The following is a 13,322-nucleotide window of genomic DNA, read 5'->3' as shown; positions in this document are numbered from 1 at the left end:
CCAAAGTCGCAGGTTGTGTAGGTGCTACAGGTTGACTTACTGGTTGACCCAAAGTCGCAGGTTGTGTAGGTGCTACAGGTTGACTTACTGGTTGACCCAAAGTCGCAGGTTGTGTAGGTGCTACAGGTTGACTTACTGGTTGACCCAAAGTTGCAGGTGCTGGTGTTGTTGTATTATCGTCACTAGTAAAAACAGGAGTTTTTTGAGTTTGAGGAGTGTTTAGAGGTTGAATTTCAGTAGTTGTTAGTGGAGTCGTTGTTGTCGTTTGACTCACAGTAGTTGATGGAGTTACCAATGTACTATTATCAACATTAGCGGGTGAAGTTACCGGAGGATTAATAGGAGTCATTTCCTGATTATTTTCCAGACTTGTACTTACCGCTTCTTCTTGAGGTTGAGTTTCTGAAGTTGTCTCATTACCATCTGTAACTACTGGAATATTATTTTCAGAATTGATTGAAGTAAAACCGGAATTGTTAATATCTGTATTCATCGAGAAACTAGATTGATAGTTGGTTACAAACTGACGGATGGCTTCAATACCGACACGATTACAGAAATCACCGAAACTCTCATCTGGTTGACGTTGTTGCTTGAAATAGATAAATATTCGCTCCAACTCAGCTTCCAGATTATTGATATGCAGTTTGTCGATATAAGGTTTTGCCAGTCGTGTTTGGTTGGGTGAACCCCCTAACCAAATCTGATAAGCATCAGGAGCACTACCGACAAATCCTAATTCCGCCATGTAGGGTCTAGCACACCCATTGGGACATCCTGTCATTCTAATTACAGGATGTTCCTGTCCTAGCCCCACCTTGTCCAACAATAACCTAATTTGTCCCAGTATGCCAGGCAATGCCCTTTCTGATTCTGTCATTGCTAGTCCACAAGTCGGAAATGCCGGACAGGCCATACTGTAGCGCACTAAAGGGTCAATATCTTTTTCTTTGCTAATGCCATGCTGAGTGAAGATTTGTTCTATTGCTTGTTGCTGCCGTGGTTCAATTTCATACAGAATTATATTGTGATTAGCTGTTAACAGCATCGGTAGCTTAAACAACTGAACTATTTTTCGCAAAGCTGTTTTTAGCTGAAATGAATCTTCATCTTTTACACGACCATTTTCTACTGAAATTCCTAAAAATAGCTTCCCATCTCCTTGTTCGTGCCATCCTAGGAAGTCCAAATATTTCCATTCTGGTAGAGGTCTGAAGGGAGCAATGGATTTACCAAAATATTCTACCAACTTGGCCTTAAATTTTTCTATTCCCCAGTCATGGAGTAAATATTTCATTCTAGCATGGCGACGCTTACTACGATCGCCATAATCTCTTTGAGTAGCTACTATAGCCTTGACCAAATCAAATATATCTTCTTTGGTCACATATCCTATTTCTTGGGCTAAACAAGGGAAAGTATCTTCTTTTCTATGAGTGCGACCTAGACCACCACCTGCTAGAACATTAAATCCTTCTAATTCTCCTGCTTCATTGGTAATCACAACCAGACTAACATCCTGAGTATATAGGTCTATGGAATTATCTCCAGGAACTGTCACAGCACACTTAAATTTTCTCGGCATATAGTGAGTACCATAAATTGGTTCTTCACTATTTGGGAATATTGTGTCGTTAATATTCAGTTGTCTAGCCGCTTTTACTTCAGGAGCTTCTTCTGCACTAATTACTTTTTCTCCATCTAGCCAAATCTCATAATATGCTCCTGTTTGTGGTGCTAATAAATCTGCTATTTTATTAGCATAGTCTTTAGCATATTCGTACTCAGGACGATTTTTATAGGGAGCTGGTGGAGACATGACATTTCTATTCAAATCTCCACAAGCACCTAGTGTCGAACCCATACTTTTTATAATGGATGATATGACTGTTTTGAGATTTTTCTTTAATATTCCATGCAACTGAAAACCTTGTCTAGTTGTCACACGAAGTGTTCCGTTTCCATAATCATGAGACAAACTATTTAAGGTGAGAAAAAGTTGTGGCGGAATAAACCCACCCGGGTTGCGGGTGCGAAGCATCATTTGATAATCTTTCTCTTGCCCTTTAACTATATTATCTCTATTATGTTGTTGATAAGAACCGTGGAATTTGAGTATTTGAACAGCTTCTTCAGTGAAATGATTTGTATCTTCCAGAAGTTGAGTTGCCAGAGGTTCCCGCAAGAAATTACTATTTTCTTTTATGCCTTCTAGCTTAGAAGGTTTTTCCTCTTTAGGTGTTGAAATTTGAGATGGGGTTATCATGGCTAAAAGTGCAAATTGCTACTATTTTATCAGTTAGTTAGTAGAGTTAATCTTTGAATATTGCTTTGGAGCTACAAGTTAGATAGAAACTTAATTTTTCTTTGATTTTATTTCTTGATAATTTGCTCTATTTTGTTTTTGCTAATTTATTTACTTTAGCATTCACAATAATTTACCATTACTCTAGCAATATTTCATTGATTTTATATTATACTCTCATACATCCTTTTCTTGTCAACCTCTACTAATTTGTAGATTTACTTGTTTTTTAAGTATTAAAACCAACTATATACAGTGGTTGATTTTACTTGATTTTATAATATCAATGATTAATCATACTTGTTAACAAATTTTATTTCTAAAAATGCCTAATTCACTAATGTACCAAGAAGAAAACTATGTAGTGTTAGAGCCAAATCAACCTGAGCAATTTCTGACGGGTATAGAACTACTAGAAAAATTGCGAGTTATTATATCTCAACAAAAATCTAATTTACCTAGAGATTTACAAAAATTATCTTCCCTAGATGCTCAAGCTCAGAAACTAAAAGATACCTATTGTGAGTATGAATTTAGTCCTGGCCAATTTATCCAATGGTATGTAGTGCGTCTGGAAAAGTAGGTTGAAAACTCCTCAATTTTTTTCTAGTCAGGAAAAAACATTATTTGTTAAATCTTCAATCCCAGAAGACTTCAGATTAAAAATTATGTTTTTTCTACTTCTGGAGTAGTGATTAGAGCGACATCAATCTTTCCCTCTGTAGGTTGACTTACTTCTGCCTGTAAATTTGGCCCAAAAAAACTTGATAATTTATCCTGTTTTGCCTGCCAAGTGTCTAAGCTAATTAATGAAGAATCAAATTCTAGCACTAAGGTATAACAACCATTGATAGCTATTTCTCTTAATCCTTGGAGTGTTGGTCTCTCCTCATTTGTCGGACTTAAACCTAAGCGAGCAAGAGATTCTTCTAAATGAACTTTTTGGCCATACCTATAGCGAGTCACATCTTGACGTAGTTGATTTTGCACAGGAGTAGCCTGTTTTTCCCTTAGAGTTATGATTTCTTCAGTAGTTGGTTGAGTAAAAGGTGCTGGTTCAAGTTCAGAAGCTTTAAGAGCAAGTCCTCCCAGAAGTAGGGGAATTCCGTAAAAGAATCCTGCTAAGTTAAGTGTGGGATTATTAGTAAAGTAAGCTGCTGTTCCAATTACAGAAATAATTCCACCTAGAACCAATCCGACTGTCGCTAATGAAATTTGGCGTAGCATATTATTAATATGTGAATATAATTTCAAAGTTTTGATACTTAACTTTTTGTATTAGCTATGAGCTAATTACAAGTTAGTAGTTTACACAAATATCTTACCTTCACCATGATTTTAGGTCAACTTTTTTTTTCTTTTCATCTAATTTTTTTCTAAGTAAAGTCATTCATTAATTGATAATGGATAATGGATAATTGATAATTACCTCTGGTTAAAACCGAGAGGATTGAATATAAGGAAATATTATTTCTTTTTTTCCTCTTGAAAGAGGAGGCTTTAAACCTGAATTATTTAATTAATAATTAATAATTAATAATTATTAATTATTAATAATTTATCAAGTATATGTTGTAATTGTATAATCAATATCTCCTGAATCTAATTATCTGCAAAGCGATCTATCAGCAATCCCCTAATAGGTGGGATGCCAGACAATACCTGTAGCATTAGGAAGCAGGATAAAGGGTTTCAATAATTGATAATTGATAATGGATAATTGATAATTACCTCTTCCTTTTAGGAAGAGGATTGAATCAAAGGAAAATTTTTTCTTATTTCTCCTTTAAAGGAGAGGCTTTAAACCTTAATTATTCGGTAACAGGTTCAAAATTTGTATCTATTTTAGATTTTTTAACCAACAATTTCGTACTGCTATATATTTTTCATAAATGTGTAAGTTTTTGAAGTTAAATTAACGCAGGAAAGGTGGAGTAGTATCATCTTTTTGCTTATTTTTAATTGTATCAGCCATAAATTTTTTTAAAGCTTTATCTCGATTTTTCATGAAAGCTGCCCAAAATCCAGGCTGAAATTCATCCATAGTCTTCGCTAATGCCCAAACATCTATTGCTAAAATATTATACAATCTTTCATTTTCTTTTTTCAGAGATGTAATTCGCTTTAATATGTCTTTACTAACACTTGTAGCTTCCTGATCTGGGTCTAACTTAGACATTTATAATATATAGAATATTTTTTTCAAGAACCAGAGACTGTTGATTGTTAGAGATGTAAAAATATGATTTTTGATTAGGAGACTCACATTAAAATTTCATTAACGAGATAGGAACAGTTTGTATCAAGTTTTTTATAATGAATATATATTTATCATCTGAAAATTAGCTTTGTTTACTTGCAATATTAGGATGATAAATCTTCAAGTAAGTCGAAGTTTGAAAAAATAACAGTCTATAATCCTTTTAACAGTGCCTGGTTGTTCCTAATGATAGGGATAAAAGTGATATAAAATTACCGCCGTGCCCTGAGTTTTAGTTTGAAGTTTTTGGCATCTCCTGTTAAAACATTTGCCATTAATCAAGATGAGGATATCAATGAGTTAAACTAAAATACTGTATTAACTAGAGTATATCAGGAATTTACAATGGACTCACAGACAATCAAAGCAAGATTAGCTACTATTGAAAATAAGCGGGAATCTTTAGTAAAACTTCTAGAAAAGCCTGATTTAGGTACACTCAGAATCGATGTTAATCAAGCACTAGAAGAGATTGATGATTTGATTGATGAATTAAAGCGAACTTTTCCAGATTCATAAAAAATATCTACTGGTTCTCATTTTTATGAGGTAAAGTATTTTTTTCTCTTCCCTAATTCTCTATTCCCTAAAACCAAAAATCTGTTTCTCACCAAGGGTGAGAATTACTATAGCTTGATCTACAATAAAGTTAAAAACATAGAGTAGTTATGTTGATTTTTAAGTGTAACAGATTGTTTGTCAAGCAAATATAGGAAAGGAGATAGGGAATAGAGAATAGGCTAAAACATAAATATTGATCGCCTAATAAGTTTAAGAGTATGAATACTGGTACTCTATCAAGAAATAGTATTTTCATCTCTGGCTTTATTCAAGCTTTAATAGTTGATTTTACAAATAGTATCTAAAAAAATGGAGTAAATTAATGATTAAACTTTGTAGTTAATAAATTTATGATTTTATATTACTCCGATTGCATCATTTTAATATAATTCATCCATTCAAAATCAATAATGAAATTGCCCTAGCTGTAAACTTTTACTGACAGTAATTTATCAGTATAACGTAGTAAATTTTGTAATTTTTGTATCAAATTGTAAATTATCAAATTCATTTATATCAATCCTTTAAGGCAATTTATGGCTAAATTTGCAACGTCTTTTTAAAGATTTCACAAATAGTTTCCAACTACATAGGTGAAATAATTTCCTCAAATTAATGCATGACTTTTGTACGGGCGATTTGTGTTTGCGGAGCATTCCACAGGAAATCAACCGTACTGACTTTTGATTTTCGTGAAACTGTATAAAGAATAGTAGTTAAAACAGGGGAGCCTCCAACGAAAGGTTTCCAATAAAATATCTTTGGTGTGGTTAGGATCACAAAATAATCTAACTACTATCACTGTTAATAAATATAAATAAATGTAAAGTTTTGTAAATAAGCTTAATTTATCTTTATAGAAAACTTACCTACACGAAACCGCCAAACCTGATTTTTTCTTAGATGTCTATTGTTCAAACCAAGGATTTATTGTAGAAACGGGTTTTCTTTGCGTAAGTCCTATTTCTAATAAATTAGCAGTGACAAAAATATAAAAATATACAGATAAAAAATGGATGATTTTGAAATTGATTTACAAAGGTGGAAGGAAGAGCAAGAACTTATCCTTAACCAAATAGATAATGGTATTGCTCTGTTCGATAATTCTAATCACTTAATTCTATTTAATCAGAAACTGCCAGAAATTTGGGGATTATTACCAGAGTGGTTAGCTCAAAAACCCCATAGCGATGTCATCTTTGCGGAAATAGTTGCTCAAGGTTATTGGTCAACCGAACAATATCAACAACTACAAAACTGTTTGCTCAAAATAGAAACAGAAAGTCAATTACTATATATTGAACAATCTAACGGTATTTCCCTGAAAGTAGACTGTACCCTCACATCAGATGGTGGTCATCTATTAACCTTTCGGGATGTCAGTATATATCAAAAGTCTCAAGCTAGTCTCAATGCTGAATTAAGAAGATTAAGATTTCTTCTAGGTCTCAACGAACGACTGCAATACTCAGACAGCTTAAGAGAAATAGCCCAATTTGCCCTCAATTATCTCGTAGAGGTAATGAATGCTGCTTTTGGGGATGTCAAAGTTATCAATGGGGAAGGAAAAAATCGTCAAGCAGGGCCAATTTCTAATGAAATTAGTTCTCAATTTATTGCTACTTACGGTGAAATAGCAGTAGCTGAAATGGAAGGTTTGTTGAAACAAGGTATTCCTTATGGTCAAGGAATTTTGTGGCAAGTAGTAGAGAGTGGCAAACCTATGTATGTTGAAGATTATGCTAATCAACCTAATTCTATACCAGGATTTCGCCATCCAGGCATTGGCCAACTAGGAATTTTCCCAATTCCAGCTACAGATGGGACAATTATTGGTGTTTTAACCCTAGAATCTCGTAATCTGCAAAAACTACAAGAAGCTGCTCAAAAGGATATGTTATTTGCAGCTTGTCGTACTTTAGGTGTGGCTATAGAAAGGGCACAGTCTCAAGAACGTCTACGTCAAATTAATGAAGAATTAGAGCGTTCTTCTCAGTTAAAATCAGAGTTTTTGGCTTCTATGTCCCATGAATTGAGAACTCCACTGAATAGTATTTTAGGGTTTTCTGATTTACTGCAACGACAAATATCTGAGCCGTTAAGCGATCGCCAAGTTAATCAAGTTCGACTCATTCAAAAAAGCGGTCAACATCTATTACAACTGATTAATGATATTTTGGATTTATCTAAGATTGAGTCTGGGAAAACAGAGCTAAGTTTAGAGCTAATTAATATTCACGAAGTTTGTACAGATTGTTTGAGAATGATTCAGCCACGAGCTGATAAAAAAAGATTGGCTTTATCCCTAGAATTGGATTATCGTATATCTACAGTTTATCTGGATCAGCGTCGGGTTAGGCAAATAATTATTAATTTACTTTCTAATGCTATTAAGTTTACGCCTGAAGGGGGGCAAGTTAAACTGAGTGGATATTTAGCTTATGGTAGTCAAGTTCAAGGTAATTATCGACCTGATTGTTCTCCAATTAATTCTAGTACACCTTATTTATGTTTAGAGGTAAAAGATTCTGGAATTGGTATTCCTGAAGATAGGTGGGAAATATTATTTAGCCCTTTTCAACAGATTGACTCTTCTTTATCTAGAAGACATGAAGGTACGGGTTTAGGTCTAGCTTTGACAAAAAGATTGGCTGAATTACATGGTGGAACTATTTCTTTAGATTCTCAAGTTAGTAAGGGTAGCACTTTCCGTGTTTGGTTACCATTAACAGAAATGCGAGAAGAATTAACAGTTAGCTCGGCATCAGAAGAGGGTTATAAGGTATCTTCAGAGGGTGGTACTGATAAAAGATTAGAATCTGAAAAATCTGCTAGGATTTTGATTGTTGAAGATCAACCTTATAACCAACTTTTAATTTCTCAAGTATTGGAGATAGAGGGCTATGAAGTTGAGTTAATTAGTAATGGTAAAACTATGCTTGATACGATTAATTCTCCTTTGGTTACTTCTCCAAGTTTACCTAATTTAATTTTGATGGATATTCAGTTGCCAGAGGTTGATGGGTTAGAATTAATTAAGAAAATTAAGGCTCATTCTATATGGCATTCTGTACCAGTTATTGCTGTGACTGCTATGGCAATGTCGGGCGATCAAGAAAAATGCTTGAATGCTGGTGCATCGGCTTATCTTAGTAAGCCTTTAAATATTGAGCAGATGATTGATCTTATAAAGTCTTTGCTGAGTAATTAGTCAAAGCAAAGAAGATTTTACTGAGCTAATTTTTTTCTCAGTATTTAGATTTTTGATTGGGGTTGATATAAAAATTATCTGTTAAATAACAAATATAAAGTATCTCTGTTATTTTTCTAATTAAAGTCATTAATTAGTCAAAATATTTAAGTCTCATTCTCCTGAAAATGATTAGTTTTAAGAATCAAAAATAATTGTTTCTAGAGAACTTAGTCTGGGATACGAAATATTTACTATATCATAAAGTGGTAAATTTCTCAAAAATAGTAAACATATATAATATTTATTACCATTTTTTGAACTCAAATTCCGCAGGTCAAATCATAACATTAAAAGTAGTATATAAAACGGTAACTGACCAAGTATTTATACTATATCAATCATTCTCATTGACTTTTATAATTTGTCAAATTATCAGAACAATATTAATCATAAATACTTGATTATTTACTTCTATTGACTACTATGATTTTCCTGTGACTAATGATTTTTTATGCTACATTTTGAAGTGTGAAATGTAAGTTTGAATATTAAGTGAACTGACTAAATATTAGATAATCTCGAGTAATTCGGAATATTAACTATGCACCTATTATAGCAATTTTCATTAATATAGAGTACAGAGATTTGGGTTTAAAGGAAGAAGGCTTTAGTTATCTAGGAGAGAAGGCTTTAGTTATCTAGGAGAGAAGGAAGAATTTTTGTAGTCTACCTTTGTGAAAACCGCTATAAGTGCTAGGAGCACTAAGTTTTCCAAGTCACGGCCATGATATTAGGAAGTGGTCAGGAGAGGAACATCAACTTTGTTATCAAGTAGAAACATCGAATTGACTAGCCAGTTTTTTAAGCATTATCGAATCAAACCATACCCTGAGCAGGATGTTCAAATGAACAATTATATTTATGAGATACTGTGGAATTTTTGACAAATCATTTAGAGTTGCTATATCTATTTTAGAATTAAAGGCTAAACTAAAAAGAGGAAACATATAGTCACGGAATAATTTTGCACGGAGGTATAAAACTCTTAGAAGTATTCATTTTTGGTTAGGGGTATCTCGAGAATTTATTTGGCAATATAGCAAGTAAAGCAAAAGTTAAGATTGCTAAACACAGGTAAAGCTAATACAGTGAATACTTTTCTCTTAGGTGAAACCCTGAAGCTATAACTTAATTATGGTCTGCTGAAAAAGTTTCTGGTTTCTAGAAATAGCAGGCACAAGGCAAGAAGATTTTTCAGGTTTAAGTTGAGTGAAAAGTTTCATCATAAGAGTTAAAGTTATCCAAGTTATTTTGAATCTTTCAACTATGCTACTGGCAAAGATATAAATAAATAATTGCCTTCTAATTACTTTTAAAAATTTTGTTAATTAAGTCTTGAGACTTGATTCAAAGTTCTAATTAAACTTTTAGTATCTACTATCATAAGATTATCAAATTACTCTCAAAACCTAAAAAATTGAGTTAGTCAAAGTTAATAAATTTTACTAAATGATATGTCTAAGAAGCAGCCATGTATTCTAGTGGTTGATGATGAGCCAAATAATCTAATTCTATTAGAAGAACTATTAGCATTAGAAGGCTACACCACTATATCAGCAAACAATGGCAAAGAAGCACTAAAATTTGCTAGTCAATCTCCGCCTGATTTGATATTGCTAGATGTAATGATGCCTGAATTTGATGGATTTGAAGTTTGTCAATCCTTACGTCAGAATCCACAATTAAAAACAATTCCCATAATTTTTTTAACAGCCTTAGATGATGAAAAATCTAAATTGAAAGGTTTAGAATTGATGGGGGATGACTATATTACGAAACCATTTAATACTCGTTTACTTATAGCAAAGGTAGCTAATATTTTGCAGCTAAATCAAATACGTTCTCAAGCTACGCAATTTGAAAATAGTCAACAAACAGATGAAAAAAGTAATTTACAACTATCAGCTGCATTACGAATTAATCAGCTTTTATCAGAGAAATTTCGATTGTTTGTACCAGACCAATTTTTATCCAGAATAGCACCCCAAGGAGTAGACTCGATTCAGCTTGGTGATGTTGTAGAAGAGGAATTAACAGTTTTATTTTGTGATATTAGAGGATTTACAGCAATAGCTGAATTACAAAACGCACGAGATACTTTTAAGTGGTTAAATTCTTTTTTTCAGCGAATGAGTGTTTGTATTTCGTCTAATCAAGGATTTATAGATAAATTCCTAGGTGATGCAATTATGGCAGTATTTGATAAATATGAATGTCATAGTTTTAATGCGTTAAAAGCTGCTGTAATGATGCAGGAAAGTTTGCAAGATTTTAATGTTGATTATCATAAATATAATCTGAAAGAACCTCTAAAAATTGGTATTGGTATTCATACAGGTATTGGTGTTATTGGTACTTTGGGTTCTGAAAAAAGAATGGATTCTACAGTTATTGGAGATGTGGTTAATACTGCATCACGTTTAGAAAGTTTAACTAAGACTTATGGATGCTCAATTATTGTGAGTGAGCAAGTCATTTCTGAAATAGAAAGATGTCAAAATAACTATCAAACAGGAAAACGGATAGAAACTAAACATAATAGTCTTAATAGCCAAGAAAATTTTGGTAACCAGATTCAAAATAATCAGGATAATCAGCCTAATTATTGTGACAAAATTTATTACAGGTGGATTGATCAAGTGACTCTGCGTGGAAAGCAGAAGGCGGTCAATATTTATGAGTTACTAGGTACTAAAAATAATATTATTGAACCGGAAAAAATTACAACTCTATCAATATTTAATAAAGGAATTAAGGGTTGGCAGATAGGTAAATTTGCCGCAGCTTTAGCATATTTTCAAGAAGTGAAAAGGCAAAACTATACCGATCATGTTGCTAGTTTATATGTTGAACGTTGCCAAGATAAACTTGGTTTATTTCAGATAGAAAAATAGTCAGTAAATTTATATAATTCAGATACTAAAATAAAAAAGTAAAAATAGTATATTATATATAGTATAGAAAATTATGGAAATAGAGAGTTTTCTAATTCTAAAGATTATTTGTAATCTAGTCGGAAAATAAACTAAATATTATAGATTGCCTAAGTATTCAGCAGTCAGAAGTCAGGATTCACCAGGGAAAGAGATTAAAAATATTTGGCGAGTAAGCGGAATAAGACAATTTTTTTATACCTAATTATACTAAATTTATGGATAGATACTTAGAGTAAAATACTCTGTAAAACTAACCAAAATATTGAGATATTTATGCCTCTCCACTCTACCTAGAAACAAATTCAAGCAACATTTTAATTTGTACTATTCGTATATTATATTATAGCAGTTTTCATTAATATAGAGTACAGAGATTTGAGTTTAAAGGAAGAAGGCTTTAGTTATCTAGGAGAGAAGGAAGAAATTTTGTAGTCTACCTTTGTGAAAACCTCTATCATTATAACTTCATAGAGAAATAGTATTATACCAATTTGAAAAAATAATGTTATAAATAATTGGAATGAGTAGAATATTTTACAGGAAATGTTTCTTTAACTAAAAAGATAAGTTTAAATCTAAAAAATAGTATAAAACCCATTTATTTTGATTCCTAATAAATAGACTAGCTATTTGTAGCTAACATTTATCAGGCTTATTATTACCTATACCATTTGTCACATTCTTTTTTTAGGCGTTGCTGAAATGTAATGGTCAATAGCTGAAGGTAATATCGTAAAATATACTTTTTTCACGTTTTACTTAATCTAAAAATCATTACCAATCAGCAACGCCTTTTTTTAGGCATAGTATAAAAAGAATACAGGACTTGATTAATATCAAGCCCAAAAAAAACGATGATAAAAAACAAAATTTTAGCCGAAACGACCACTTACATACTGTTGAGTAGCTTCTTCCTTTGGGTTTTGGAAAATATTATGAGTTTCATCAAATTCCACTAAATAACCAAAGCGTTTACCACCTTCTTCAGCTTTCGCATTAAAAAAGGCAGTTACATCAGCAACCCTAGTTGCTTGCTGCATATTATGAGTCACAATAATAATGGTATAATTTTCCTTTAGTTCGTTAATTAACTCCTCTACTTTTATAGTAGAAATAGGGTCAAGAGAAGCACAAGGTTCATCCATTAAAACTACATCTGGACTAATAGCAACTGCACGAGCAATACACAAACGTTGTTGTTGGCCTCCAGACAGAGCAAAACCACTTTGCCCTAATTTATCCTTAACCTCATCCCAAAGAACAGCTTGTCGTAGCGATCGCTCGACTATTTCATCCATTTCTTCTTTAGATTTAGCCAAACCATTAATTCTTACTCCATAAGCAATATTATCGTAAATTGACTTAGGAAAAGGATTAGGTTTTTGAAACACCATTCCGATCCGACGGCGAATTTCTACAGGGTCAATATCTGGGTCGTAAATATTTTGATTATGATAAAGAATACGACCTTCTAAATGGAAAATACTAATCAAATCATTGAGGCGATTAAAACATCGTAATAATGTACTTTTACCACAACCTGAAGGTCCGATAAAAGCAGTTACTTGATTTTTAGGAATTTCTAATGAAACATCTTTCACTGCTTTAAAATCTCCGTAAAAAATGCTCACATTTTCTACTGAAATAGCGGGTGCAGAATTTTGTTTAGAAAGATTTACTTGAGACTCCGGCATAAAATATAACCTCCTAATTTAGTCAGATAATTATTTGTATATTTACTATTTATAGATATCAGCATTCAGCTTTATGTTTTCTGCTTGCTTAAATCTAAACCATCACCTAAAATGTTTTAGGATTTAATAGCTATCATTCTTCTTCTATTGTAGTTAGATAGTCCTCTTTTCTATTCTCTGCTCTGAGAAACTTAAAATAATCCAATACTGTTAAGTTAAGAATTTTTTGGGAAAATCTTTAGATATGGAATAATCTCTTATTTACCGAATTATTAATTATTAATTGTTAATTAAATAATTGTGGTTTAAAGCC

The 13,322-nt window shown here is 32.4% G+C and carries 8 protein-coding genes; 4 read left to right on the top strand and 4 right to left on the bottom strand.

The window, feature by feature from the left end:
* Positions 1–2,266, bottom strand: a 2,266-nt coding sequence (sir, locus tag ACP6PL_RS05550; RefSeq protein WP_426543389.1) for a sulfite reductase, ferredoxin dependent, incomplete at its 3' end; no start/stop codon positions are given.
* Between the two features lie 364 nt (positions 2,267–2,630).
* On the opposite strand from sir, the gene ACP6PL_RS05545 reads away from it, so the two are divergent.
* Complete coding sequence (locus ACP6PL_RS05545; protein ID WP_426543387.1) at positions 2,631–2,888, top strand: CRR7 family NDH-1 assembly protein; 258 nt, start codon at positions 2,631–2,633, stop codon at positions 2,886–2,888.
* Between the two features lie 83 nt (positions 2,889–2,971).
* On the opposite strand, the gene ACP6PL_RS05540 is transcribed toward ACP6PL_RS05545, so the two are convergent.
* Together ACP6PL_RS05540 and ACP6PL_RS05535 are read right to left on the bottom strand one after the other, a co-directional pair.
* The gene (locus tag ACP6PL_RS05540) at positions 2,972–3,532 is read right to left on the bottom strand and encodes a DUF2854 domain-containing protein (RefSeq protein ID WP_426543385.1); all 561 of its coding nucleotides are present in this window, start codon (positions 3,530–3,532) and stop codon (positions 2,972–2,974) included.
* Between the two features lie 688 nt (positions 3,533–4,220).
* Positions 4,221–4,484: a hypothetical protein gene (locus tag ACP6PL_RS05535; protein ID WP_426543383.1), complete on the bottom strand. Its 264-nt coding sequence runs from the start codon at positions 4,482–4,484 to the stop codon at positions 4,221–4,223.
* Between the two features lie 426 nt (positions 4,485–4,910).
* Here ACP6PL_RS05535 and ACP6PL_RS05530 point away from each other — a divergent pair, with 426 nt between their 5' ends.
* The 3 genes from ACP6PL_RS05530 (at position 4,911) to ACP6PL_RS05520 (ending at position 11,273) form a co-directional block, all read left to right on the top strand.
* Positions 4,911–5,084 (top strand): hypothetical protein, encoded by a 174-nt coding sequence (locus tag ACP6PL_RS05530; protein ID WP_293110883.1) that lies wholly within the window; start codon positions 4,911–4,913, stop codon positions 5,082–5,084.
* Between the two features lie 1,054 nt (positions 5,085–6,138).
* Positions 6,139–8,337, top strand: coding sequence for a hybrid sensor histidine kinase/response regulator (locus ACP6PL_RS05525; RefSeq protein ID WP_426543380.1), 2,199 nt, complete (start codon positions 6,139–6,141; stop codon positions 8,335–8,337).
* A gap of 1,496 nt (positions 8,338–9,833) precedes the next feature.
* The gene (locus ACP6PL_RS05520; RefSeq protein ID WP_426543378.1) at positions 9,834–11,273 is read left to right on the top strand and encodes a response regulator; all 1,440 of its coding nucleotides are present in this window, start codon (positions 9,834–9,836) and stop codon (positions 11,271–11,273) included.
* 914 nt (positions 11,274–12,187) lie between these two features.
* On the opposite strand, the gene pstB is transcribed toward ACP6PL_RS05520, so the two are convergent.
* Positions 12,188–13,009 (bottom strand): phosphate ABC transporter ATP-binding protein PstB, encoded by an 822-nt coding sequence (pstB, locus tag ACP6PL_RS05515; protein ID WP_426543376.1) that lies wholly within the window; start codon positions 13,007–13,009, stop codon positions 12,188–12,190.
* Between the last annotated feature and the right edge of the window lie 313 nt (positions 13,010–13,322).

The sequence above is a fragment of the Dapis purpurea BLCC-M126 genome (assembly GCF_050015975.1).
Lineage (GTDB): Bacteria > Cyanobacteriota > Cyanobacteriia > Cyanobacteriales > Microcoleaceae > Trichodesmium.
Note: the sequence above shows the minus strand (reverse complement) of the source record. Positions and strands in the feature narration are given on the sequence as shown.